Source organism: Enterovibrio calviensis DSM 14347, from assembly GCF_000621165.1.
In the GTDB taxonomy this organism is placed as follows: domain Bacteria; phylum Pseudomonadota; class Gammaproteobacteria; order Enterobacterales; family Vibrionaceae; genus Enterovibrio; species Enterovibrio calviensis.
The window spans coordinates 833,044-859,909 of record NZ_JHZA01000001.1; the positions used below are offsets into that span (position 1 = coordinate 833,044).

Annotated in this window: 20 protein-coding genes; 14 read left to right on the plus strand and 6 right to left on the minus strand. The window is 48.9% G+C overall.

Annotated features, from left to right (window positions below):
* Nucleotides 1-42: 42 nt before the first annotated feature.
* The 3 genes from Q365_RS0103610 to Q365_RS25360 form a co-directional block, all read right to left on the minus strand.
* Nucleotides 43-843 (minus strand): IclR family transcriptional regulator, encoded by an 801-nt coding sequence (locus Q365_RS0103610; protein ID WP_028022062.1) that lies wholly within the window; start codon nt 841-843, stop codon nt 43-45.
* A gap of 123 nt (nt 844-966) precedes the next feature.
* A complete protein-coding gene (locus Q365_RS0103615; protein WP_028022063.1) occupies nt 967-2,724 on the minus strand; it encodes a cobaltochelatase CobT-related protein in 1,758 nt (585 codons plus the stop codon).
* Complete coding sequence (locus Q365_RS25360) at nt 2,721-3,764, minus strand: AAA family ATPase (RefSeq protein WP_245621483.1); 1,044 nt, start codon at nt 3,762-3,764, stop codon at nt 2,721-2,723. The genes Q365_RS0103615 and Q365_RS25360 overlap by 4 nt, the downstream gene beginning before the upstream one ends.
* 209 nt (nt 3,765-3,973) lie before the next feature.
* On the opposite strand from Q365_RS25360, the gene xsc reads away from it, so the two are divergent.
* The 3 genes from xsc (at nt 3,974) to Q365_RS0103635 (ending at nt 8,704) form a co-directional block, all read left to right on the plus strand.
* Nucleotides 3,974-5,785, plus strand: coding sequence for a sulfoacetaldehyde acetyltransferase (xsc, locus tag Q365_RS0103625; RefSeq protein WP_028022064.1), 1,812 nt, complete (start codon nt 3,974-3,976; stop codon nt 5,783-5,785).
* Between the two features lie 526 nt (nt 5,786-6,311).
* A complete protein-coding gene (locus Q365_RS0103630) occupies nt 6,312-7,688 on the plus strand; it encodes a hemolysin family protein (RefSeq protein WP_028022065.1) in 1,377 nt (458 codons plus the stop codon).
* A complete protein-coding gene (locus tag Q365_RS0103635) occupies nt 7,688-8,704 on the plus strand; it encodes a CNNM domain-containing protein (protein ID WP_028022066.1) in 1,017 nt (338 codons plus the stop codon). The genes Q365_RS0103630 and Q365_RS0103635 overlap by 1 nt, the downstream gene beginning before the upstream one ends.
* A 77-nt stretch (nt 8,705-8,781) precedes the next feature.
* On the opposite strand, the gene katB is transcribed toward Q365_RS0103635, so the two are convergent.
* On the minus strand, nt 8,782-10,242 hold the full coding sequence (katB, locus tag Q365_RS0103640; RefSeq protein WP_028022067.1) for a catalase KatB: 1,461 nt from the start codon (nt 10,240-10,242) through the stop codon (nt 8,782-8,784).
* Between the two features lie 321 nt (nt 10,243-10,563).
* Nucleotides 10,564-11,604 carry a LacI family DNA-binding transcriptional regulator gene (locus Q365_RS0103645; protein WP_162176366.1) on the minus strand — a complete coding sequence of 347 codons (1,041 nt, stop codon included), beginning with the start codon at nt 11,602-11,604 and terminating at the stop codon, nt 10,564-10,566.
* A gap of 227 nt (nt 11,605-11,831) precedes the next feature.
* Here Q365_RS0103645 and Q365_RS0103650 point away from each other — a divergent pair, with 227 nt between their 5' ends.
* From Q365_RS0103650 to Q365_RS0103670, 5 genes are all read left to right on the plus strand, one after another.
* On the plus strand, nt 11,832-13,136 hold the full coding sequence (locus Q365_RS0103650) for a M24 family metallopeptidase (RefSeq protein ID WP_028022069.1): 1,305 nt from the start codon (nt 11,832-11,834) through the stop codon (nt 13,134-13,136).
* 177 nt (nt 13,137-13,313) lie between these two features.
* Nucleotides 13,314-14,300 carry a thiamine pyrophosphate-dependent dehydrogenase E1 component subunit alpha gene (locus Q365_RS0103655; RefSeq protein WP_028022070.1) on the plus strand — a complete coding sequence of 329 codons (987 nt, stop codon included), beginning with the start codon at nt 13,314-13,316 and terminating at the stop codon, nt 14,298-14,300.
* The gene (locus Q365_RS0103660) at nt 14,288-15,268 is read left to right on the plus strand and encodes an alpha-ketoacid dehydrogenase subunit beta (protein ID WP_028022071.1); all 981 of its coding nucleotides are present in this window, start codon (nt 14,288-14,290) and stop codon (nt 15,266-15,268) included. Before Q365_RS0103655 ends, Q365_RS0103660 begins: the two co-directional genes overlap by 13 nt.
* Nucleotides 15,265-16,725 carry an NAD-dependent succinate-semialdehyde dehydrogenase gene (locus Q365_RS0103665; RefSeq protein ID WP_028022072.1) on the plus strand — a complete coding sequence of 487 codons (1,461 nt, stop codon included), beginning with the start codon at nt 15,265-15,267 and terminating at the stop codon, nt 16,723-16,725. Before Q365_RS0103660 ends, Q365_RS0103665 begins: the two co-directional genes overlap by 4 nt.
* A 13-nt stretch (nt 16,726-16,738) precedes the next feature.
* A complete protein-coding gene (locus tag Q365_RS0103670; protein WP_028022073.1) occupies nt 16,739-18,196 on the plus strand; it encodes a 2-oxo acid dehydrogenase subunit E2 in 1,458 nt (485 codons plus the stop codon).
* A 227-nt stretch (nt 18,197-18,423) separates the two neighbouring features.
* Here Q365_RS0103670 and groL read toward each other — a convergent pair whose 3' ends face one another.
* Entirely contained in the window at nt 18,424-20,034 is a 1,611-nt protein-coding gene (gene groL, locus Q365_RS25365; protein ID WP_081796126.1) for a chaperonin GroEL, read from the minus strand.
* 398 nt (nt 20,035-20,432) lie between these two features.
* On the opposite strand from groL, the gene Q365_RS0103680 reads away from it, so the two are divergent.
* The 6 genes from Q365_RS0103680 (at nt 20,433) to Q365_RS0103705 (ending at nt 26,859) form a co-directional block, all read left to right on the plus strand.
* Nucleotides 20,433-21,236, plus strand: coding sequence for an SDR family NAD(P)-dependent oxidoreductase (locus Q365_RS0103680; RefSeq protein ID WP_028022074.1), 804 nt, complete (start codon nt 20,433-20,435; stop codon nt 21,234-21,236).
* Between the two features lie 70 nt (nt 21,237-21,306).
* Nucleotides 21,307-22,242 carry a sugar ABC transporter substrate-binding protein gene (locus Q365_RS0103685; protein WP_028022075.1) on the plus strand — a complete coding sequence of 312 codons (936 nt, stop codon included), beginning with the start codon at nt 21,307-21,309 and terminating at the stop codon, nt 22,240-22,242.
* Between the two features lie 160 nt (nt 22,243-22,402).
* Nucleotides 22,403-23,422, plus strand: a complete 1,020-nt coding sequence (locus Q365_RS0103690) for an ABC transporter permease (protein ID WP_028022076.1) — start codon at nt 22,403-22,405, stop codon at nt 23,420-23,422.
* A gap of 23 nt (nt 23,423-23,445) precedes the next feature.
* Nucleotides 23,446-24,396, plus strand: a complete 951-nt coding sequence (locus tag Q365_RS0103695) for an ABC transporter permease (RefSeq protein ID WP_028022077.1) — start codon at nt 23,446-23,448, stop codon at nt 24,394-24,396.
* Entirely contained in the window at nt 24,393-25,943 is a 1,551-nt protein-coding gene (locus tag Q365_RS0103700) for a sugar ABC transporter ATP-binding protein (protein WP_028022078.1), read from the plus strand. The genes Q365_RS0103695 and Q365_RS0103700 overlap by 4 nt, the downstream gene beginning before the upstream one ends.
* A gap of 28 nt (nt 25,944-25,971) precedes the next feature.
* A complete protein-coding gene (locus Q365_RS0103705) occupies nt 25,972-26,859 on the plus strand; it encodes an NAD(P)-dependent oxidoreductase (RefSeq protein ID WP_028022079.1) in 888 nt (295 codons plus the stop codon).
* Nucleotides 26,860-26,866 lie beyond the last annotated feature (7 nt).

Here is a 26,866-nt window from a genome sequence, read left to right on the forward strand (position 1 = left end):
GATTTTTGCATCTTACTTGCTTCTTCTGCCCCAGAAGCGCTATCAGTCATCGCCCCAGCTTTCATCTTCTATCTTTGCGAATGCCAAAGACGCTCTTTGCAGAGCAGGTAAGAAATGCAAGGCCTGTTCGGCTTTTAGACGCATGATGGGAGCCTGAATAGCCACCGCGAGGTTTGATCTTCCGCGTTTAGACGGCACCAGAACGGCTACGCACAATAATCCAGGTAGGAATTCTTCATTGTCGATTCCGTAACCGCACATTTTGACGTTTTCTAATTCCTTCTCCAGAGAGGGCATATCAATGATTGTTTTCTCTGTGAAGGCTGTCAGTTCGGCGTTACTGAGAAGTCTACGGCGCTGGGAAGGGGCCATATTTGCTAGAAACAATTTACCTGTTGCTGAGCAGTGCACTGGCACTTTAGAACCCGGGTGCAAATGGAAACGTAACGGTGCTTCTGTTTCTACACGGTCGACGTAAATGACTTCACCACCAGACAATGAGGTGAGGTTACAGCTTTCTCCGACTTCATCGCGCAATTGGTTTAACACTTGGTGTCTAGCGCTATGAGTGGTTGAATTCAACAACACATCTTCCGCCAGATGACGCAATCTTGCGCCGCTTCCATAATGGCGCTCATCGCCGTCACGCTGGATGATACCTGCGCTTTCAAGTTGTTGAAGCATTCGATGCAGTGAAGGCTTGGGAATGTTGGTTTCTTCGGTGAGATCCTGCAATGAGAAGAATTCATCTTTTCTTGCGATGATTTCCAGTAAAGAGAATAGCCGCAGGGTTGGTGTGTCACCGTCTAAAACGGTCAGATCGGATTTTTTGCTGTTTGTCATGGTTATCCTTTCCTCCATACCTGCCATGTATATCAGAGTTTCGGAAAATGACAACAAATCATCTTAGAAAGTGAAATCTGTTGCCATGCCTGCCATTGGCCACGTAAGCACTTGCTGGCTAACTTACCGTTGTGAGTGCCGCCGTTTTACCAGTGTCTCTCTAACTGATGCGGCAATGTGCATGATCACATCGTTAAACGTTGCGCTATCTGGCTCGAAATCGACATTTAGCGTTAAGTTTTTAGGGTAGAAGCGGCTGAGGTCAGCACCAACACCGATAGCAGCAATGATGTCACCTTGTTTTTCCCTTTGTGCGATAACCTGCCTGAGGTGGTTGTCCAAATAGAAATCATCATTCGTCAGGTTAGTTGCCGTATCCATGGGGCTACCATCAGATATCACCAGTAACAGATGTTTAGATACATCCAATTGGCGCAGTCTTGAACATGCCCATTCAATGGCTTCACCATCAACGCCCTCTCGGAAAATGTCTCCCTTCATGAGTGCACTAAGGTTTTTAGAGCCTTGACGCCAATGCGTGTCGGCATCTTTAAAAATCAAATGGCAAACTTCATTCATTCTTCCTGGCATGACTTGTCTGCCCGTCTTAAGCCATTGCTTATAAGGCTTTCCGCCATTCCACGCGTGGGTTGTATATCCCAGTACTTCAGTTGGCACTCCACCAATACCGAGCGCTCTGACGAGCCCATCCACCAGATGGATGATATTTTCTATGTGTTGTCTCATGGAACCCGAGCAGTCAATCAGTATTGATACTGCACCATCCGGTTTGTCTATCACGCGTTCTTTGATAAATACGCGTCTATTCATTGGGGAAGAAACAACTTGTGAAAGGCGACTGCCGTCGATGTATCCTTCTTCCTCCTCAAATCTCCACCCATCGCGGACTTCTTGGTTTAAAACAAGCAACAGCCGTCTGGAAATTTCACGAAGATTAAGTCCTAAATGATTAAAGCGTTTATCAAGGATTGAGCGAAAATCAGCAAGCTGGGCGCTCCTGACTAATGAACAGGCATCGATTTCGGAATCAAACTCGCGACTAAACACGTGATACTGATGATGGTGTGCTTCAAAAGATTTGCTGTTTCCTCCTGTGGCTGAAGAGTAGGTATTGTCTGTATCAATGTCTGTGCTGAGTAATAGCGGAAATGCGCTGAGTATTTGATGTGTTCTCTCATCATCGTCGTCATTTTGCTCGCATTCACTGACCATTTTGGCCACTTTTTCGGCCAGTGATAATGCATGCCGCCCATAGTCTTTTTGATCATCCTTGCTTCGACGAAGCCCGTATAGCTCGTTGCCTACATGAGGTGCAATACCGGCACGGGTCGCTTCAATTAGGTCTTCAATTTCAGGGTCGATAGGCAGTGAAAAAAGGCGTGATCGAACCATTTGTATCACGGTGAACAGCAAGATACCGAGTTTTGACTCCATGAGGCTCGTATGCAATGCCAGCCTACTCCACGCATCAAATCGATGACGAATATTTTGCCGGGTTCCCAGCTGTAGGCCATCGCTGAACAAGGCTTCAGTGCGGAATTGTTCCAGCAGATCGAATAACATTCTAGCGACAGGATCGGCGGGCATTATTGATTGATGAATCTCTGCATCACTGAACAATAGGCGTGCGGAAATGGCATCGGCGCGACCGCGTATTGCGCGCGTATCATGGCTAAAATCCTGTGCCTGAAGGTGAGAAGCAGATATAGGGATGAACACAGCCCCTTCGTAAAGTTGCTCTCCACGAAGTGTGAGGCGAGGGTTTCCCGTCTCTGAGCGAATGGTGGCCAGCGTGAGCTCTCGCCTGCGTTGTTGGGCGCGGGTAAATCGCAGCGGCTCGGTATGCTGTGTGCTGCTCATCTTTCAATGCCTGTTGGTGAGATGTTTTGATTCAAGGCTTTTTCATCTAGGGCTTCGTCATCCTCGACCTCGTTATCCATGGCTTCGTTATCCTCGACCTCTTCATTGAAACAACGTTGATAAAGTTCGTTGATTAATGGCCATTCCGCTTCATCGCATTTGTTGAGGAAAGTGAGGCGAAAGGCAACCTTAGGGTCCGTGAAGATCTCGCAATTCTCCGCCCATGTGATCACGGTGCGCGGAGACATTAATGTTGAGGTGTCACCCGTTTTGAACGCTTGACGTGTGAGGTTAGCGACTTCGACCATTTGCGCCACGAGCTTTCGCCCGTGCTCAGTATTTTTGGTGGGAACACGCGCCAACACAATCTTGGCTTCTGCCTCTGGTTCAAGGTAATTGAGTGTCACGACGAGGTTCCAGCGGTCGATTTGCGCCTGATTTAATATCTGGGTGCCATAATACAACCCCTGCAAATTCCCTAAGCCGACTGTGTTGGCGGTTGCAAAAAGGCGAAATGAGGGATGCGGTTCGATCACTCGGTTTTTGTCTGTCATGACCAGCTTTCCATCTTTTTCAAGCAAGCGCTGAATCACAAACATCACGTCTGGCCTTCCCGCATCATACTCATCGAGGATCAGTGCAATGGGGCGGCTTGCTGACCAAGGCAGAATGCCATCCTGAAATTCAGTGACCTGTTTTTCATTCCTAATGACTAAGGTGTCTTTCCCGACCAAATCCAATCGGCTGATATGTCCATCCAAGTTAATCCTCATACAAGGCCAGTTAAGACGGGCAGCCACTTGTTCGATGTGGGTAGATTTGCCTGTGCCGTGAAGTCCTTGAACCAGTGTTCTTCGGTTGTAAGTGAAGCCCGCGAGGATAGCCATGGTCACTTCTGGGTTGAACACATAGTCAGGATCAATCTTGGGTACTAACTCACTGGCGCTGGAAAACGCAGGGACAAGTAAACGCGTATCGATCCCGAATACTTCCTTGGCAGATACCTGAATGTCAGGTCCTTGTAACATTGTGGTCTCCATTGCTCCTCCTTCACTAAGCCTTTCAGCAAGCTTTTGTGCTTCCTGCTTCACCAACGATGCCATTTCTCGGTGGTGAGACTTTCGATAATTTATATTCCGTTATTTGAATTATGCATTGACCGATACGGAAACATGGCATTAACTAAATTGTAAATTCCGTATAACGAAACATTTAATTCCATATTATGAAATTTAGCAAGGAGAACGTTATGAGCGAATCGTCGGTGCGCACTGTTGTTGAAGGTCCAACTAAGATGACGCCATCAGAAGCATTTGTGGAAACACTGGTCGCAAACAACGTCACAACGATGTTTGGCATCATGGGTTCTGCGTTCATGGATGCGATGGATATCTTTGCGCCTGCGGGGATTCAGATGATCCCAGTGGTGCACGAGCAGGGTGCAGCGCACATGGCAGATGGCTACTCACGTGTATCCGGAAATCACGGGGTGGTGATTGGCCAGAATGGCCCAGGGATCAGTAACTGTGTCACCGCGATTGCGGCGGCTTACTGGGCGCACAGTCCGGTAGTGATGATTACACCAGAAACAGGCACCATGACGATGGGGCTGGGAGGTTTTCAAGAATGTAACCAACTCCCGATGTTCCAAGAATTCACCAAATACCAAGGACACGTGACTCACCCAGCGAGAATGGCCGAGTACACCGGACGTTGCTTCGACAGGGCGATGAGTGAAATGGGTCCAACTCAGCTAAATATTCCCCGCGATTACTTTTATGGCGAGATCACCTGTGAAATTCCAAAACCTGCCCGTTTAGACCGCGGCCCTGGCGGTGAAAAAAGCCTGAATGAAGCCGCTGATATTCTCGCAGAAGCCAAGTTTCCTGTGATCATTTCTGGTGGCGGCGTGGTGATGGCTGACGCCGTTGAAGAGTGTAAAGCGTTGGCAGAGCGATTAGGCGCACCAGTAGTAAACAGCTACCTGCATAATGATTCTTTCCCTGCTTCACACCCACAATGGTGTGGGCCACTGGGTTACCAAGGTTCCAAAGCGGCGATGAAGTTGATTGCGCAAGCAGACGTTGTGATTGCGCTGGGATCACGCCTCGGGCCATTTGGCACCTTGCCACAACATGGTCTCGATTACTGGCCGCAGCATGCCAAAATCATCCAAATTGATGCTGACAATAAAATGCTGGGGCTGGTGAAGAAAATTTCTGTCGGCATCTGTGGAGACGCAAAAGCCGCCGCCGTGGCATTGACCGAGCGCTTAAGCGGTCGCGAGCTGGCATGTGATGGCAATCTCGACGAACGCACGAGCATCATGAAACAAGAAAAAGACGCGTGGGAAAAAGAGCTGGATGAGTGGACACATGAAAAAGACGCTTTCAGCCTAGACATGATTGAACACAATGGAAAAGAAACGCCATTTTCTGGTGGCGAATACCTCCACCCAAGACAAGTCCTTCGCGAGCTTGAAAAAGCGATGCCTGAAGATGTCATGGTATCTACCGATATTGGCAACATTAACTCTATTTCCAACAGCTATTTAAGATTTGAAAAGCCCCGTAGTTTCTTCGCAGCAATGAGTTTTGGTAACTGCGGTTACGCTTTCCCAACCATTATTGGCGCGAAGATGGCTGCGCCTGAGAGACCTGCCGTTTCTTATGCAGGCGATGGCGCTTGGGGAATGAGCCTTGCTGAAACCATGACCTGCGTTCGACATAACATTCCTGTGACGGCAGTGGTTTTCCATAATCGACAGTGGGGGGCAGAGAAAAAGAACCAAGTTGATTTCTACAACCGTCGCTTTGTTGCCGGTGAGTTGGATAACGAAAGCTTCGCAGAGATTGCGCGTGCCATGGGTGCAGAAGGTGTCACTGTTGATCGGCTTGAAGATGTTGGCCCAGCGTTAAAAACCGCTATAGACAAGCAAATGAACGAAGGGAAAACCACGGTGATTGAAATCATGTGTACTCAGGAGCTGGGAGACCCGTTCCGCCGTGATGCGCTTTCTACCCCTGTTCGTTTCCTCGAAAAATACCAAGATTATGTGTAATCACATCTCGCGAAGTCAGCGGCACAAAGCGAAGAAACTCATAAAATAAATCAAGGGTAAGTACTTGGCTGAGGGAACTCGGCCAAACCTTTCTCCAATCAAACCGGACAAATGAAGACATGAAGCAGTCAGCGGCTGTTGATTCGGGGTTTCAATCGATAAAAAACTGCCTTGTTATCGTCTTGTCATTGCCTTAACGCTTGCTGCCAGCGTCTCTTTGAACAAAAACCACACGTTGAATGCCGTTATATTGTAACCGACGGTAACGAAATTAGATGTCCCCAAACCGCTGAAAAATCGTCATTCATGCTGTGAATGTCCTGTAATTTCAGGGCTTGATCGCAGTGGGTTACCCTGTTGTCTCCATGTATTAACACTGAGTCATGCGATAATTGTCTAGACTCTTGTGTTTCGGCGGAAATATACTGCGCATCCTGTTATTACATTAGGAATACTGCGTGGACCCCTCCTCGAATCAATTGTGTAAACCGTACTTGGTCGTTTGTTATCAAGGGAGAGCACTAAAATGATTGAGCCCTTTCTAACCCTGTTATTTGGCATTCTTCTTATCTTGGCGATTATTGCAGCAAACGGTTATTTCGTTGCGCAAGAATTCGCGTACATGGCAGTAGACAGAGCAAAGCTCGCTACGTTAGCCGCTACCGGCGATGAAGCCGCAAAACGCGCGTTAGCTGTTACCAAACGCACCAGCTTCATGCTTTCCGGTGCGCAGCTTGGCATCACAGTGACAGGCCTTGTACTTGGCTTTGTTGCTGAGCCGCTTGTTGGTCAATCTATGGGCGTGATCTTGCAAAGCTTTGGACTGTCGTTAGAAGCCGGCATTGCTATTGGTACGATTGCCACGCTTGGTGTGGCGATGGTCGTTCAAATGATTTTTGGTGAGCTATATCCTAAGAATCTTGCGATTGCGAACGCTGAACCTATGTCACGCATGATGTCGCGTTCGACATTGATTTACATGTCAGCTTTTGGCTGGATCATCAGCTTCTTTGATAAATCTTCTAACCTTCTGCTGCGTGCTGTTCGCATCGAACCGGTGCACGATCTTGATGTGAGCGCATCAGAGGAAGATTTACACCATATCATCGCGAACTCGCGTGAAAGCGGCGACTTGCCTGTGGAGTTGTCACTGATGATGGATCGCATTCTAGATTTCCCTGAGCGCGATGTAGAGCATGCCATGGTGCCGCGCTCGCAAGTGGATTGGGTTGAGCCTGAAACCACGCTGACCGAGCTTCTGTCATTGATGGCACAAGCGCACACGCGTTATCCGGTAATCAACGACGATGATGCCCCTGTTGGTGTGGTGCATCTTTCCGATGTGCTGGCTCATATGGGTGCGGGCAATGCCGAAGATACCGTTGAGGCGGTGATGCGTCCTGCAACTGTTCTACCAACCTTGATGCGCCTGCCTGACGCACTGGATCAATTGGTCACCTCTACCAATCAACTCGCTTGTGTTATCGATGAATACGGCGGCTTTGCGGGTGTTCTGACGATTGAAGATTTGGCGATGGAAATTGTTGGCGAAATTACCGACGAGCATGACGCAGACGCTGGCGAAGCTGTTGTGTCTGAAAGCGAGAATGTCTGGTTAATGGAAGGTGATGTCCACATCGACGAGGTAGAACGTGCCATTGGTTATGATCTACCGAGAGGCGATGTTGAAACCATCGCAGGTATCTTGATTGCCGAACGTGGTGCACTGCCTGCCGAGGGCGAGACCGTTAACATCGAACTCCCTGTCGACCCGTCTGAGTTCGCATCTGGCGAGCTCTTCAAGCGCCATCTTGAAGTAGAAGTATTGCGCATCGAGCGACACGTACCGACAGAGGTCCGTGTAAAGCTAGTAGAGAAGCTGGTTGAGGAGGGCGAAGAATGATGACTGATCCGTTGATTGTCACCTTAGTGACCACAGCCCTCATCGTATTGAGTGGCTTTTTCGTTATCATCGAGTTTGCCTTGATGGGTGCCCGTCGTCACCGCCTAGAAGAAATGGCGGTTGAGAGCGCTTCTGCGCGTGCTGCATTGCGCGGCATGAACGATCTTACGCTGATGCTAGCTGGTGCCCAGTTGGGTATTACGTTCTGTACCTTTGCGTTGGGTGCGATTACCAAGCCCGCGGTTGACCTTTGGGTCGGCCCAGTGTTTCTTGCTATGGGTATGCCTGAATGGGCAGCTGGCGGAGCATCCTTTGGTTTCGCGTTGTTTGTTGTCACTTTCCTTCACCTTGTGGTGGGTGAAATGGCACCAAAATCTTGGTCGATTGCACACCCAGAAAAGTCTGCGCTTGCCATTGGTATCGTTGCTCGCGCTTACGTTTGGCCGCTGCGTCCGTTATTAAACTGGATCAACAGCATTGCAAACCGACTGGTGAAAGCGTCTGGCGTTGAACCTGTTGAGAGTGCCGCTGTTGGTGGCCAGGATGTGAGTACCATTCGCCAACTCGTTGAGCATTCGGGCAAAGTGGGTACGCTGAAACCAAACATCCAGAAACAACTGTCTGGCCTTATCGATCTGAGTTCAATTCCGGTTGAAACCTTGGTGACAGAAGGGCAGGTCATGGCGCATGTTGATAAACTTGCAACCGTTGCTGACGTGCGCGCAGCTGCGATGGCGACGGGTCACCTGCGTATTCTGGTTTACGGAAAGCGTGGCTTGAAACCGCTGGTTGTTCACGTGCGTGATACCTTGCTGGAGCCGGAAGACAGACCAGCAAGAGAAGTGGCGCGTAAGGCCTATGTGCTTGATGCAAACACACCCGTTTACGAAGCACTGGCGCGTATGCGTGAAGCGAGTGTTCAGTTAGCTGTTGTGAGCAAAGGCGAGAAGATGCTTGGCGTGGTGACTTTGGCCGACATATTGAAATGCGTTTTGCCTACGACTGAAACGAACTAATTAGTCGTTCTGCCCAAATAAAAACGCCGCTGATTAGCGGCGTTTTTTTGTTAGAAACCTACAAGGCGACAGGGCGTTTACAAGCCTAAGGTATTCGCGATGCGTTGGCCGTAGTCGGCATCTGCATGGCTAAAGTGTTCAACCATTTTGCGCTGAACATCTTCAGAAGCTTGTGACAGAGAACCACAGATGGTTTCAATCAGACGCGCCTTTTCCTCGTCGCTGAACAAGCGATACAGGTTACCTGCTTGGGCAAAGTCATCTTGATCGTAGCGGCTGTAACGATCGGCTTCGCCGTCTAAGCGAAGTGGCGGCTCTTTGAACTCAATCGCTTCAACCAAATCATCTTGTTGGTTAGGGCCAAAGTTTGGCGATGCATTTTGCCCAGTCTGATGGCCAGAGTAAGGGCACTGTGTTCCCGCCATTGCGCCAGCGCGTTGGTAATGGTTTGCCTGAGTCGCGTGCGGGCAGTTCACAGGTAGATGGTTGTAGTTAGCGCCTAAGCGGTAACGTTGTGCATCCGCATAAGCAAACAAGCGTGCCTGCAGCATTTTGTCTGGAGACGCACCCACACCCGGAACCAAGTTGCTTGGTGCTAGCGCCACTTGTTCAACTTCAGCAAAATAATTTTCTGGTAAACGGTTCAGTTCTAGCTCACCAATTTCAATCAACGGGTAATCGCTGTGCGGCCATACCTTTGTGAGATCGAATGGGTTGATGTGGTACGTGTTCGCATCGTCTTCTGGCATGATTTGAACGTTCACGCTCCAACGAGGGAAGTTGCCGTCTTGAATGGCGATAACAAGATCACGTTGGCTTGAATCTGGATCAATGCCACGCAGCGTCGCCGCTTGGTCATTGGTTAGATTCACCACACCTTGTTGGCTCTTAAAGTGAAACTTCACCCAAAAACGCTCACCCTGCTTGTTCCATAGTGAGTATGTGTGCGAACCGTAACCATGCATTTGGCGATAGTTTGCAGGAATGCCGCGATCAGACATTAGCACCGTCACTTGGTGCATACATTCTGGGTTTAGTGACCAGAACTCCCACATAGCCTGAGCATCTTTCAGGTTCGTGTGAGGGTTACGTTTCTGGGTGTGTATGAAATCAGGGAACTTGATACCGTCACGCAGGAAAAATGTTGGTGTGTTATTGCCAACAATGTCGTGGTTACCGCGTTGCGTGTAGAAACGTAGACCAAAACCGCGTGGGTCACGCTCTGCATCTGCCGACCCCATCTCGCCGCCCACCGTTGAAAAACGAACGAACGTTTCCGTCTGTTTACCTTCGCCATTGAAGTGGTCGGCGAGGGTGAACTCAGACATATCACGCGTCAACGTGAATGTGCCGTATGCGCCAGTCCCTTTTGCGTGAACGATACGCTCAGGAATGCGCTCTCGGTTAAAGTGGGCGAGTTTTTCAATCAGGTGCCAATCTTGCAGTAATACTGGCCCGCGCTCTCCGGCAGTCAGAGAATTTTGATCATCGGCGACAGGTGCGCCATTTTGGCTAGTGAGGTAACGAGTGTTTTCCATGTTATTCCCTAAATATGTCAATGCATCGTGCATAAACAAGAATCAATATCATTCCATGCTGGGAAATTACAAAATTTCTTAGTTATAAATATTGATTTAAATCATCATATTGGTGATATATGTTGCAATTATGGGGTGGCGGGGGCTTTTTGCATGTTAGATGCAGATCTTGGGATAACAGGGCATGGTTGATGGAATCGCTGCGATACCTATTTATCTATTTGATATCGCAGAGAGCTATGGCAATGAGCTATGCCAATAAAAACTATGGCAATGAGCCATCGCAGGGAACGATGGCGCTGGTGGTTTACGCGTTAATGATTAACTACGAGGCTTGTCGGTTGATTTACGAACAACTAACTGAGGCTGAAGCAGTACCTTTCTAGGGAAATTGCTGTCACTGTCTTTACGGATTTGACTCAGTAACATTCGTACTGACTGATCACCAAGTTGTGTTTGCGGCAGTGAAACGGTGGTGAGAGGAATACGGAACCAATCTAAGTAGGGCATGTCATTAAAGCCCGTCACGGAAATATCGTTAGGGATGGTTTTGCCTACCGCTTCCAATTCTTCGATACAGCCCAATGCCAGCAAATCATTGGCGGCAATCACCGCGGTTACTTCAGGGTGTTCTTTTAAAAGGGTTTTGGTCGCTTCTTTACCTGCGAGTTCGCTAAATGCGCTAGCGGGGATCACTGGTGCATGATCTGGGGCGACATCGAACATATCGGCGATAGAGATGAAAGCATGCCGGCGGCTTAACCCACTGGAAATGTCATTGGGGCCAGCAATATGAGCAATATGGCGATGCCCGAGTTGGTATAAGTGTTCAAAAAGTTGGTAGATACCTTCTCTGTCATCAACCAACACCTGATCAGATGCCAATTTATCGATAACACGATTTACTTGTACCAAGGGCTTTCCGTGATCGAGACAGTAATCAACGGTAGGGTCATTACGAAACGCGGACGCGAGAATAATGCCGTCTACATTCCGAGCAATGAGCCTTTTGACTTCTTCAAGCGCAAGCGCCTGATTATTTTCGGTATAAGCAAGGGTGAGTGTGTAACCTAGTTTATTGGTAAGTTGCTGAATTTCATGAACCAAAGGCGGGAAAATGGGGTTGAGGATGTCAGGGATCATCATACCGATGGTTTTTGTGGCACCACGTTTGAGTGCTGTCGCCATAGGATTGGCGGTATATCCCATTTCTTCGCTTTTTTTCTCAACCATATCGATGACACGATCAGAGACTAAATGTTGTTTTTCTGGACTTAGCGCACGAGATACAGTTGAAGGGCTGATACCCAAAGCGGCTGCTACGTCTTTGACAGTAATGCGTTTATTTTTATTGTTATCCAAAACCATTCCCTAAAACGAATGTGCCTTTCACAAATCAGACAAGGCAACTTTTCGTTAACATTCTCTCAACCGTTGCATTGACAGCTAAGTTACTATGTGCTGCAATCGTTTGCAAGTTGGTGGTTTTTTGTTCGTGCACAAGCCCCGTGTTTTTCTGCACAACAATCAGTCACCTATTATTTGCGTAATTAATGCAAACGTTTGCAATAAATGGAGTGGTTGCTGCTATGAGTATTGTGAAACCCACGGAACCAGAAATCATCAGAGAATCCGACATTGAACCAGGTTGGGACTGGTCTAAGCGTATTCCTGCGCCGGGGAGAATGAGTGTCGATTTTGAACAGCGGGTGGACTTCAATCGTTTGCATCGCTATCGAGTAGGGCGTGCTAGGGAAACATTGAAAACCTCTGGGTTAGGGGCGGTCTTGTGTTTCGATAACAACAATATCCGTTACCTCACCAGTACCGTGATCGGTGAATGGGCTCGTGACAAAATTGCTCGCTACACCCTGTTCACTGGCAACTCAGACCCCTATCTGTGGGATTTTGGCTCGGCGGCAAAGCATCATCAACTCTATCAAGGGTTGATTGCACCTGAGCACTTTAAGGCTGGCATGTTGGGTCTTCGAGGTTCAGTGGCAAAAGAGGCGGGTCTTTTCAAAAATGCAGCCAAAGACATCAAAGCGCTGTTGGTCGAAGAGGGCGTTGCGGATATGCCATTGGGTATCGATGTTTGTGAGCCTCCCATGTTGGAAGCGCTGCAGGCAGAAGGTATTGAAGTGCGTGATTGCCAACAGATCATGTTGGAAGCGCGACAAATCAAATCCATGGATGAAGTGGTGCTGCTCAATATGGCGGCAGCCATGGTTGATGGCGCATATCACCAGTTGGCTGAAAATCTCAAGCCAGGTAAACGTGAGAACGAAAGTGTCGCCGACGCGAATAAATTCCTCTATGACAATGGCTCGGACGACGTTGAGGCCATTAATGCCGTGTCTGGCGAACGTGGTAGCCCACATCCCCATAATTTCACGGACCGCATGTACCGCCCGGGTGATCAGGCCTTCTTTGACATCATTCATTCGTTTATGGGTTACCGAACGTGTTACTACCGCACCCTGAACGTAGGCAGTGCGAGTCAGGCACAGCAAGATGCCTATAAACAAGCCCGTGAATGGATTGATGCAGCCATAGATCTTATTCGTCCTGGCATGACCACAGACAAAATTGCGGCCGTTTGGCCGAAAGCAGAACAGTTTGGTTTTGCCAGTGAAATGGAGGCGTTTGGCTTGCAATTCGGCCATGGTCTGGGGCTGGCATTGCATGAGCGTCCTATCATCAGCCGTCTTGTATCAATGGATAACCCGTTTGAACTGCAAGAAGGCATGGTGTTCGCCCTAGAAACCTATTGCCCATCTGCCGATGGTAATGGTGCAGCTCGTATTGAAGAAGAAGTGGTTGTTACTGCCGACGGATGCGAAATCATTACGTTGTTTCCGGCACAAGAGCTCTTTATCGCCAACAAATACTGATTTGACAGCGGCTGTGGCTCCTTTCTCCTGCGTTATCGGCTTCTCATGTAGGCGCACTGCATGTCGAAGCCTCTGTCTTGGATAAAGAATCCATACCTAATTTAAACGTTAGATCTTTTGTTCAATGGCGCATAGCACCGTTGGGCACACCCAAGCATCATTCAAAAGGAACAGGCTATGTCAGAAAACAGTCTGGAGACACGGTTGTCGCTCTATCGCACCATGTTGCGGGCGAGAGGGTTTGAGCAACGCGCCTCTGATCTCTTTCTTCAAAACCTCGTCAAGGGAACCAATCATCTTGCGATGGGGCAAGAAGCGGTTGCCGCAGCATTTGGCGTTGCAATGCGACAAGGCGATTACACCTTCTGCACCTATCGTGGACACACGCATACCTTGGTTCGCGGCGCGGATATGACGGGTTTATTTGGTGAGTTGATGGGGCGTGATTGTGGCATCTTGCGTGGTAAAGGTGGTTCGATGCACTTAACCAGCGTAGAGCATGGCGCTATGGGTTCCTATGCGATTATTGGTGCCCAATTGTGTATTGCGAACGGCAGTGCATGGAAAAGCCAATACAAAAATACGGGTGAAGTGACGGTTGTGTTCTTTGGTGATGGCACCACCAATATCGGTGCGTTTCATGAAGCGCTTAACTTCGCCGTAATTTGGAACCTTCCCGTTGTCTTTGTCTGCGAGAACAACCTCTACATGGAATACACGCCGATTGGCAACGTCACGGCGGTTGAACACCCAGCAGCAGATCGCGCCAGTGCTTATGGGCTTGATAGCATTATTGTTGATGGCAACGATGCAGATGCTATGTATGAGGTCGCCTCTAAAGCGATTGAAAAAGCGCGCAGCGGCGATGGTCCTTCATTGATTGAAGCGAAAACATATCGCCACCAAGGACACTCTCGCGCCGATCCTGGCAAGTATCGCCCCGCTGAAGAGGTGGCACGTTGGCTTGCTTATGATCCCATTCCTCTTTACCGGTCTCGTCTTGCAGATGAAGGGGTTGAGGAATCACGGTTATTGGACATAGAAAGCGACGTAGAAGGGGAAATTGATAGGGCAACCGAGGCAGCCAAAGTGTCGCCCGCGCCAGATGAATCTTTATGTTTTGAAGACGTATGGGCCAACGGAGGGTACGCATGGCGCAACTAATGAGTTATCGCGAAGCAGTGTCAGCAGGCATTGCTCAAGAGCTTCGCCGAGACGACGATGTCGTGTTTCTTGGAGAAGACGTTGCTGCTGCAGGTGGCGTATTCAAAGCCACCGTTGGGTTGTTTGAAGAATTTGGTCCACTGAGAGTACGAGATACGCCGATATCAGAACAAGCCATTCTTGGCGCCGCAATGGGCGCTGCCATGACAGGGTTGAAACCCATTGCCGAAATCATGTTCTCTGATTTTCTCGCGGTATGTTGGGACTTTGTCGCCAATGAAATACCGAAAGCGCGATACATGACAGCCGGTCAGGTGTCGATGCCTTTGGTGATCAGAACAGCCAATGGTGCGGGCTCTCGCTTTGGTGCACAGCACTCTCAGAGTGTTGAAAACTGGGCGATGATGATCCCCGGCATCAAAGTGGTTGCGCCGTCTAACCCTGCTGACGCAAAAGGGTTGATCGCGGCTGCGGTTCGCGACCCAGACCCCGTCATCGTGTTTGAACACAAATCGCTATATGCCATGAAAGGTGAAGTGCCGGATGGCGATCATGTGGTGAATCTGGGTGAGGCAAATGTGCTTCGCAAAGGCAATGATGTCACGATTGTGGCGTTGGCTGCCATGGTGCCTAGGGCACAAAAAGCCGCCGAAATTTTGTCGCAAGAAGGTATCGATTGCTCGGTGATAGATTTGCGCTGTTTGGTGCCGCTTGATACGAAAACGCTATTAGAAGATGTCGCAAGAACGTCTAGGCTAGTGACGGTGGAAGAAAACCCCCAGCTATGTGGCTGGGGGGCTGAAATCGTCTCCATTATTGGCAGAGAGTGCTTCTTTGAACTTGATGCTCCTCCAACGCGGATCACCACGCCGCATATCCCATTGCCCGCCGCAGACAACTTGGAAGACCATGTCATCCCGTCGGTGGCACGCATCGTGGAAGAAGTGCGCGAGGTGGTGCAGATATGATCGTCGATAACATTACAATTCCCACAGGGTTGAAAATAGGCGGGGAATGGCGACATCAAGGGCGGGCCACTATTCCCGTCTACAACCCTGCTGATGAATCGCAATTGACTACGATTGCGAGCGCGGACGCACAAGATGCACAAGATGCCATTGAAGCCGCTAGCCGAGGATTTTCGACATGGCGAAAAACCTCACCACGCCATCGCTCAGAAGTACTTCGTCGTGCTTTTCATCTGATGCAAGAACGAAAAGAAACCATTGCTCGGATCATTACGCTCGAAGAAGGAAAAACGCTGAATGAAGCCAGAGGTGAAGTGAATTACGCGTCAGAATTCTTCCGCTGGTTTGCCGATCAATCGGTCCAAATGAATGATGCATTATCGACTGCGCCCAACGGTGATAAAGCCATCATGGTGACGCATCAACCCGTTGGTATTGCGTATCTTGTGACGCCTTGGAATTTCCCTGCCGCCATGGCAACACGGAAAATTGCCCCGGCACTTGCCGCAGGTTGTTCAGTGATCTTGAAACCCGCCACAGAAACGCCACTTACCGCCTTGTATGTTGCTGAATTACTCACAGAAGCTGGTGTGCCAGATGATGTAATTTCGGTGCTGCCTTCTTTGAGTGCGCGCACGATTTCTGAGGTGATGTTCGCGGATGATCGTGTGCGGAAAGTGTCGTTTACCGGCTCAACGGAAGTGGGGCGTGTATTGCTGCATAACGCTGCTGAACGTGTGGTCAATAGTTCGATGGAGCTTGGCGGAAATGCGCCTCTTTTGGTGCTAGACGACGCCGATTTTGATACGGCGGTTGAGCAAACCTTAGTGGCTAAAATTCGAAACGCGGGGGAGTCCTGCATTGCCGCAAATCGCATTTACGTAGCGCGTCAGCACTATGATGCGTTTAGTGATGCATTGGCGTCTAAAATGGCTGCATTGAAAATGGGCGATGGCACACTTGAGGGTGTCGATATCGGGCCTATGGTCAATCGTACCACCCAACAAAAAGTCGCTTCGCTGGTGGACGACGCCGTACAGAAAGGGGCGAAATTGCTCACTGGCGGCGTGTTGCCGGATGGCGCGGGATATTTTTACCCACCAACGGTATTGAAAGACCTTACCGACAATGCCGACATTCTCCATACCGAAATTTTTGGCCCTGTGGCGGTGATCATCCCGTTTGATGATGAACAGGCGGCAATCGCTGCGGCCAACAACACCATCTTTGGTTTGGCGGCGTATGTGATGTCATCCGATGCAATTCATGCGGTTTCCGTTGCGAAGCAGCTAGAAGCGGGGGTGGTGGGCATCAATAAAGGGGTGATATCTGATCCCGCCGCGCCATTTGGCGGCATGAAGCAAAGCGGCCTAGGCCGTGAAGGTGGTTATGTTGGCATTGCGGAATTCACTGAAACTCAGTACATCGGTCTTGATTGGCCGAGTGACTCCCAGTAGGTAAGAGGCAGACATGGATATCATTATGCCCCAATTGGGGGAGACGGTTGCTGAGGGAGAAATCCTTTTGTGGCATAAAGCCGAAGGCGACGAAGTCAAAAAAGGCGATGCATTGTTCGAGATTTCGACGGACAAAGTGGCGATGGAAGTACCTGCTATGGAAAACGGGGTGTTGACCAAAATCATCGCTGCCGTTGGTGAAGTGGTTCCGGTGGGTGAGCCCGTTGCCGTAATAGCGGTTGTGGGTGAACAGTTAGCTGTTGCGAGTTCAGATCATTCAAACCTCTCTGCATCTGCAGAGACGGAAGTATCTAAACCCGCGTCGTCGAATGAAGCCAAGGCTGTGCCAAACCAATCCAAACCCCACTTAAAAGGCGGGAATGGTTTGTTTTCGCCAGCAGTGAAATATCTCGCCGCCAAGCATCCTATCGATATGTCCTCGCTCACAGGGAGTGGTAAAAATGGGCGTATCACCAAACGGGATATGCAGGCACATATTGAGCAAGTGTCTGCATGGCGTTCGCCTGTTCGAGATGAAGAAGCCTTGGCGTTAGAAGATCACGCGCTGGCACAGTTGTCTCCGTCTGTGCGTCGTTTGGTCACCGAGCATGATGTAGACATCAATCACCTTGAGGGAACGGGCAGGCACGGGCGTATTACCGAGTCAGATGTCTTGTCTTATCTTGATGGTGGTGTTGCAGCCAATCCACGCGCACCGCTGACCAATCAGACAAATCCGGTTTCATCGACGCCACTCTCTATTCAAGGGGAAGCCGTACCGTTTACTTTTATGCGCAAACAAATTGCCCGTCAGATGACTTCATCGGTGCAGCATGCCGTTCACGTTGCTCAGGGTATGGAAATCAACTTTGATGCCGTTGAGGACGTTAGGCAGACACACAAAGTGGCGTTCAAACAGCGTTACGGTTGCAGTCTGACGCCGCTCGCGTTTATTGCGAGGGCAGTGGTAAAGGCATTACAGGCGTATCCAAATCTCAATGGTCAAGTAGGAGAAGATAAATTGGTGCTAAGTGCTGCTGTTCACTTAGGCATCGCGGTGGATCTTAATCACCAAGGTCTGGTCGTGCCGGTAATCAAAGATGCCGATACGATGAATGTGTCTGGGTTAGCAAGGCGCATCGCTGAGCTTGCAACAAAAGCGCGAGAAAACCGTTTAACACTTGATGAAATGTCAGGTGGCACGTATACGCTTTCCAACAATGGCGCTGCTGGCACTGTGTTTACGACGCCGATTATTAATCACCCTGAAATCGCGATATTGTCTATCGATAGCATCGCTCGAAAACCCACGGTAGTGAACGCCAATGGTAGAGAAACGCTAGGGATCAGCAGTGTCGGGATGCTCGTTCAATCGTTCGATCATCGGGCTGTTGATGGTGCTTATTCCGGTGCCTTTTTGCAGAAAGTGAAATCGATGATCGAATCTCATGATTGGCAGGGAGAGCTTTAAGTTGAGCTCAACCAGTGCTGGGTAGGTTGTGTTTGTAGGATCGTTTGAAAGGATGTTTTTTCAGTAAACATATCAGTAAAAACATCAGCAGGCACATCAGAAAAACAAAAGGGAGCAGCCGCTCCCTTTGTTTTCAATCGTCTGACGTTATATACCCAAACAACCTGTAACCAAACAATCTGTACCCAAACATCCTGAATCCTGCATCTTCAGTTTGCTCGGGTATATCAATGCTCATGGTGGTGAGAAGGGACGTAATCTGGATCCGTGTCTCCGACTAACGCCTCGGTGGTGAGCATGAGTGCGGCGATCGAACTGGCAGTTTGAAGCGATAAACGTGTCACTTTCGCGGGATCTATGACGCCCATTTCCAGCATCGAACCAAATTGACCATTGGCGGCATTAAAACCAAAATCGAAGGACTGATGGCTGACTTTTTCGAGATAAACGCCGGCATCGAGTCCTGCATTTTTTACTATTTGCTTAAACGGTGATTTCATCGCATCAAGCGCGATTTGCATGCCCGCTTTTTCATCATCATTGTTGGTAGTCGGCAAGGACATGTTTTCGCATACACGGAGCAGGGCAATGCCACCACCAGGAACGATGCCTTCTTCGATGGCTGCACGCGTTGCATGTAGGGCATCTTCTACGCGTGCTTTTTTCTCTTTCACTTCAGTTTCGGTCGCAGCCCCGACTTCAATAAGCGCAATACCACCGGACAGTCTGGCGCGTCGCTCGGTCATTTTTTGAGTGTCATACTCAGAATCTGAACTGGCGATCTCGGCATTAATTTGGGCAATGCGATCTGCAATTCTTGCTTCCGTGCCAAGCCCTTTTATGAGGGTGAAGGCATTCTTAGTGAGTTCGATTTTTTCCACGTGACCAAAGTCGTGTTCGCTGATTTGACTGACGTCATGCCCCGTTTCAGCAGACATCACAGTGGCTCCCGTCAATGCGGCGATGTCATGCAGTATGGCTTGGCGACGGGGTCCAAATCCCGGGGTGCGTGTGGCGACCACATCCAGTGTTTTTCGCATATGGTTGACCACTAAAGTAGAAAGCGCTTCGCCTTCAACCTCTTCAGCCATAACAAACAGTGGGCGTTTTAGTTTGGCGGCGAGCTCCATAGCCGGAACCACTTGCTCAAATTGACTAAGCTTGCCATCAACCAACAAAATCATCGGCATCGTGTGTTCTACCCGCATTTTCCCTCTGACATTGACGAAGTGCGGAGAGATGTAACCACGATCAAATTGCATGCCTTTCACCACGTGCAATTCGGTATCAAAGCCTTTGCCTTCTTCAATGGTAACAACCCCATGTTCACCCACAGCGCGAATGGCTTCTGCCACGATCTTCCCAATACTGGTGTCGTTATTGGCAGAAATCGTGGCGACATGTTCAATATCTGCATCTTGGTTGCAAGCAACGGCCTGCTCTTTCAAAGCAGCAACGGCGGCTTGAATAGTGCGCTCGATACCGTGTTTGATGTCAATAATGTTGTAGTTTGCGGCTTGCGCTTTGAATCCTTGGTTGAGGATAGCTTGCGCAATCACTGTTGACGTGGTCGTGCCATCGCCTGCCTCGTCGTTAGCCTTCGATGCGACAGCCCTGATCAGTGATGCCCCCATTTCTTCCATTTGCCCTTTAATGGCCACTTTTCGGGCAACGGAAACACCGTCTTTTGTGATGATGGGTGGTTGATCAAAATTCCGCATCACGACATTTCTGCCCTTTGGGCCGAGGGTGACTTTTACCGCATCCGCTAAAAGGTTGGCGCCAACAAGCAGACGCTTTCTGGCCTCTTCACCAAATTCTAAGTGATCTTGCTGCATAGCTTTCCCTCGCATTGATTCCTGTATTTGTTTCTATAACGTTAACTGTTTTGCAATCGTTTGCAAATAAAATGGCAATTTTTTGCAGAAATTGCAGTTGGGCAAAGAATGAAGTGGCGTGTGCTTTGTGATCGGTATTGTGGTTTTCACAAGAATAGTGAATGCCGCTTTTGGACGACGATTTCCGATATTACCAAGTAACTACAAGGTATTAACTATCAAGTGTTAAAAGTAAAGAATCATGATTCTTAAATTTGGAACGGAAAGGTGTGTTTTTATTGCTCATTTCTTGTTCTATGCTTGAGGCTAATTGTAAATAATTAGTTAACGACATTTCATTGCAAACGTTTGCTGTATGGCTTGAGGCTTGAAATGCCAACAGAGAAAAGGAGATCACTTTGGATACATCAAGACTTGCAAATAAACATGTGCTGATCACTGGTGCTGCTCGAGGCATGGGCGCGGCAATTGCGGAAAATTACGCTGAGCAAGGCGCAAAAGTCTGTGTGGCTGACGTTAACCTTGATGGCTGCCAAGAAGTTGTTGATCGCATTGTCGCAAAAGGCGGCTCAGCGATCGCAGTCAAAATGGATGTGACCAAACGTGCGGATATCGCTGCGGGTGTGAAAGCCACAGTGGACGCTTTTGGTTCTATCAATGTGATGCTGAACAATGCGGGCATTAATAAGCCATTAATGTTTCTCGATATTACGGAAGAAAACTGGCAGCAAATCATGGATGTGAATGGTTTGGGCTGTTTGATGGGAATGCAGGAAGCGGCCAAACAGATGATCGCACAAGGCCCACAAGATGAGCCCTACAAGATCATCAATGTAGGCTCCATTGTTTCTCGGATGGCCTTTGATGATGTCGTGCCATATTCGTGCAGCAAGCATGCCGTGCTCGCCATGATCAATGGTGGTGCGAAAGCGTTGGTGAAACACAACATTACGGTGAACGGTTATGGGCCTGGTGTTGTTCGAACAGAATTATGGGAGCAGCTCGATAAAGATCTGGTTGCCATCGGAAAGTTCGAAAAGCCGGGTGAGTCGATGGATACCTTGGCGCGTGACATGATTTTGCTCGGGCGTTATTCCTACCCCGAAGATGTGTTAGGCACGGCCAGTTTCCTCGCAAGTAAAGACTCGGATTATATGACAGGTCAGCTCATCATGATTGATGGCGGCATGGTCATGCAGTAACAGGCTGGAATGTCTGTAGACGAAAACTGAAGCCCCCTCTCTGGGGTGCGTTAGAAACGGAGCGGTAAGGATGAAAATAGTCAGTAAAACCCTGTTAGGCCTAATGATTTCGGCTAGTGCCTCAGCAGTGTACGCGGAAGACTTAGTCATTGGCATTACGCAGAATAACGTGGGTGTAGACTCGTACCAAACCACCTATGAAAAGGCATTTAAAGAGGCGGCAGCAAACACTAAAGGTGTTGATACTGTGGTGCTTGATGCTGGCGGTGATGTCGCGCGTCAAATTGCACAAATTCAGGATCTCATTCAACAAAAAGTAGATGTCATTATTATCTGGCCGACTAATGGTAAAGCCGTTGTGCCAGCGGTTCGTAAAGCAAAACAGGCTGGCATCCCTGTTGTCGTCACTAATTCCAATGTCGCCGAAGAAGGTCAGCAGTTTATTGAATCATTCTCAGGGCCTAACAACATTGTTCAAGGCGCCTACTCGGCTGAGATGATGTGTGATGCGCTAGGTAATAAAGGCCAGATTGTTCAAATCTCCGGTCAGCCGGGTTACACAACGGCCATTGAGCGTCAAAAAGGGTTTGAAGATAGATTGGCCGTCGCGTGTCCAGACGTGAAAATTATGGAAACGCAACCAGGAGACTGGAACCGCGAGAAGTCGCAACGTGTCATGGAAAACTTCCTGACCAAGTATGACAACATTGATGGTGTCTACTCTGGTGATGACAACATGGGTGTTGGTGCTCTAAACGCGGCGAAAGCGGCTGGGCGTGAAGGCATCGCATTTATTGGCGCAACGAACTTTGCGGTTGGTTACGAAGCCATGGGACGCGGGGAATACTGGGGCTCGGTTTATCAGTCCCCTGTAGACGATGCAGAGAATGCGTTGGCAACGGCAATAGCCATCGCCAATGGCGAGGATGTACCGAAGCTAAACTACTTTGATACACCAAAAATCACGCAAGAGAACATGGCTAATTTCACGAAGCCAGTGTTTTAAAAAGTGCATTGCCTCTGTGTGCTTGATTGGGCCTCCCTCTCTAACCAATCAGCACATTGAGGCAACATCACCTGATTTTACTTTCTCAGTCATACTGAATGGGACAGGTATTGTTTAGCAAGGATTGCGACATTCTCTCTACTCATCAAGGGATAGATTTATGGCTTCAGGCTCTTCAACTGATGCTGCCAAAAGTGCTAGTAAAGCCGATGGCAAAACGCAGGCATTCTCAGTAAAAACATTGATGGCTCGCCACGGGATTTTGGTGGCGTTCTTTATGTTTATTGTCGCATTCTCATTATCATCTGACCGATTTCTCAGTACGGATAACTTTATGACGGTGGTCCGTCAAGCTTCAATCATTGGCACGATTGCCCTCGGTGTAACCATTGTCGTGATTGGCGGGAATCTGGATTTGTCAGTGGGCTCTTTGCTGTCTTTCTCAACGGTTCTTGTGGTGGATTTGCACGACAAAGTGGGGCCGGGTCAAGCCATCTTATTGATGTTCCTTTTCACGCTTCTTGTGGGGGTGATTAATGGTTTTCTGGTGGGCTATTTAAGGCTCAATTCGTTGATTGTCACCTTAGGAATGCTCTCGGCGATTCAAGGTTTAACCTTGATCTATAGCGGAGGCCAGAACGTTGATATTGCGAATCAAGAAGAGACTTGGTTTGCCATTTTTGGTCGAGGGTTTTTCGGGCCCATTGCCGTGCCCATCATCATCTTCCTCGTACTCGCCGTCCTTTATGAACTCCTGCTTAAACGCACAGCCTATGGGCGAAAAATCTTTGCCGTCGGGGGGAACCCCATTGCTACTGCGTATTCAGGTATTCGCAGAAACAAACTCGTATTCAGCACGTATTTACTGTCGGCATTTTCAACGGGTTGCGCTGCCTTGATATTGGGTTCACGCGTGATGGGTTCACAGAACAATGTGGGTCAAGGCTATGAACTATTGGTGCTTGCCGGTGTGATTTTGGGCGGAACCAGCTTATTAGGTGGCTCTGGCAGCATCACAAAAACCGTGATTGGCGTATTGATATTGGGCTTTATCCAAAATGGCTTGTTGCTTCTGGGCTTTCCTTATTACGCACAGTGGCTAGTGACTTGGGCGGTGATCATTTTGGCTGTTTGGCTGGATGTCGGCACGAAACGCGGCAGTGTGTTCACCAAATTTTGACGGAAAGCTGAAGGAGACAAATGATGGATAGAATAATTCGCTTTCTGAAGACGCAGCCAATATGGATATTCGTTGCGTTTTGTATTGTGTTGTTCAGTTTTTCGTCGGAATACTTTTTTGACATCGCTAACTTTAAGAACATTTTGATTCAAACGTCCACGATAGGTTTTATCGCCTTAGGCATGACGGTGGTGATGATCAACGGCAACATTGATTTGTCTGTGGGGGCAGTCGTGGCTCTGTCTGCCAGCCTTGCGATTGAATTACAGGGAACGCTTGGTATTCCAACCGCCGTTTTGATCGCTCTGGCTTCAGGGATTCTGCTGGGGATGTTGAACGGTTTGATTGTGTGGAAAACCGGTGTTGACGCATTCATTGTCACATTAGGCGCGATGATTGGGGTTCGTGGTCTGGTGTTTGTCTACACCGGCGAGCAGTCATTCTATGCCAGTGACTTTGCGTATTCAGACTTTGGGTCTAGCTCCGTGTTTGGTTTACCAACGTTGGCACTCTTGTTCTTGCTAGCCACGGTACTGATGCAATTGATGATGAAGTACACGGTTCATGGCAGAAATTGTTATGCCGTTGGGGGAAATCGGAAATCTGCTATTGATGCAGGTATAAGGGTTGGCCCTCACATGATGATTAACTTCATGTTGGTGGGGTTCTTTGCTGCCTTAGCGGGCGTCACGCTATCGACCCAAATGGGGGCGTCTACGCCAAACTTAGGGCGTGATTTCGAGCTTTGGACGATCACTGCGGTTGTGCTTGGGGGAACTCGTCTCACAGGTGGTGCTGGTAGCATTATGGGAACACTGGGTGGGGTGCTTGCCATCGGGATTCTTCGTAATGGACTGAACTTGATGCAAGTTCCTGCGTTCTATGTGCTCGTTATCATGGGTTCTATCCTGATCCTTGTTCTCTTCATTGATAAGAAAGTGAACCAAGCAGAGCGCGGAGGGGTTAGCGCATGAATATGGCACAAATCGCGAACGAAGAAATCGAGGCTTCGGTTACTTCGCCAACTCTGGAACTCAAAAACATAAAGAAAGTGTTTCCCGGAGTGGTCGCGCTAAATGGCGTGAGCTTTGATATTCGAGCGGGAGAGGTTCATGCACTCTTGGGCGAAAACGGTGCGGGTAAATCGACATTGATGAAGGTGATGTCGGGCATTTATCAAGCGGAAGAGGGCAACATTCTTATTGATGGCGAAGTGGTGCATCTTAAAACGCCTATGGATGCCAAACATCATGGCATTTTGATGATCCATCAGGAATTGTCGCTGGTGGAAGACATGACCGTTGCCGAGAATATCTTTCTTGGCATGATGCCCACCAAGATATTTGGGGTGGTAGATAATGCGACACTCCGCTCGAGGGCTGCTGAAATTCTAACGCGTCTAAATTGTGACTTTGGACCGGATGATCGTGTTTCATCGCTCACCATTGCTAAAAAATACATGGTCGAAATCGCACGAGCATTGGTGTTTACGCCCAAAATAGTGATTTTCGATGAACCTACGGCTTCGCTTACCGATTATGAAAAAGTCGTATTGTTTGAGGTAATCAAAGAGCTTCAGGCTCACGGTGTTGGTATCGCCTATATTTCTCACCGAATGGAGGAAATTTTCGCCATTTCTGACCGCTTATCCGTGCTGCGAGACGGTGAGTACCGTGGCACCTTGATCACTAAAGATACCAATGAGCCGGAAGTGACGGCGATGATGATTGGCCGTGAACTCGAAACCGGCAAGGTTGTACAAATGGCCGCTGGTGGTGAAATACGCCTAGAAGTCGAAGGACTCACCCTTGAACGTCACTATCAGGATATTTCATTTTCTCTGCGTGAAGGCGAAGTGTTAGGCATGTATGGCTTGGTTGGCGCAGGGCGCACCGAAATAGCCGAGACTTTGTTCGGTCTTCGACAAGCTGATGCCGGCACCATTCGTTTTAATGCCAAAGACATCACTATCGATGACAGCCAAAAGGCAGTCGACCTTGGTATCGCACTGGTGCCGGAAAACAGAAAAGAGCAGGGCTTGGTGCTCCCCATGAGCTGCCAAGACAATATCACTATGGCGCAGCTTGATCGCGTGTCGGTGATTGGCTGGCTCTTGGAAGGCAAAGAAAGCAAAGTCTACAAGAAGTACGCTGACCAACTTTCTATAAAAGCCCCTGATGGAAGTTACCCTGTTGGTAATCTTAGCGGAGGGAACCAACAGAAAGTGGTGATAGGAAAGTGGCTCTCTATTCATCCTAAGGTTTTGATTCTCGATGAACCCACACGTGGCATCGACGTGGGTTCAAAATCAGAAATACATGGGCTGATTAGGGAGCTTGCACGCTCTGGTTTGGCGGTGTTGGTGATTTCCTCTGAGATGCCTGAAGTACTCAGTGTGAGTGATCGAATACTGGCACTCTATGAAGGCAAGATAATGGAGACATTTACTGCTGAAACCGTTACGGAAAATCGTTTAGTCACGGCAATTACAGGGCAAACCGCTAACGCGGCTCACAACTAGGTTCTTACACACCTCAAAGGTTTTCTTTATGCACATTGGCTTTATTGGATTGGGCCGGATGGGAGCGCTTATGGCTTCTAATTTGGCTCGAGAGGGCTTACGCCTGTCTGTTTGGAATCGAAGTGCGGAAAAAGCGAGGTGTTTGGCTGAGACATTCTCAAATGTTACCGCCGCCAAAACGCCAGCACAGATAGCCTCGACATGCGATGTGGTGTTTACCATTCTAGCCAACGATGACGCGGTGAAAGCTGTATATTTCGATAAAGAATCGGGTGTGGCTGCGCTTGGCAATTCGGTGTTCGGAAAACAACAATATTGGGTGGAAATGAGCACGATTAGCCCTGCGTTATCAACACAGATTTCGACGCTAGCCGATGAAAGGTCTGCTGGGTATATCGATGCACCGGTTTCCGGCAGTTTGAATGCCGCTGAAGCGGGTGACTTAGTGTTTATGTTTGGCACGGATGGAGAGTTACCAGAGGCCATTCAGCAGTGTTTTTCCATTATGGGTAAGGCGCAGTTTGCCTTGGGTAAGGCTGGCAGGGGACACGCGGCCAAGCTACTCATCAACAGCGTGATTCACAGCCAGAATCAAATTGTGGGTGAGATATTAGCATTGGCCGCATCTTGCGATATTGACCGAACAGCGTTAATGCAATTGCTTGGAGAAAGTGCTGCGGGCTCACCGATGATTCGTTTTCGAACGCCACTCTATTTAGGTGAAAGTGACGATGTCACTTTTTCTCTTGCCTTGGCAAAAAAGGACATGGCGCTTGTTTCTGATCTCGCGAATGAACATGGCTGGTCGCTTGCGCAAATCAACACCAACTTAGAGCAATTGAAAGCAGCAGAAGAGCAGGGCTGGGGTGATAAAGACATGGCGGCGATTGCTCAGTATTTGGCGAGTCAAAAGTAAGAGTCAC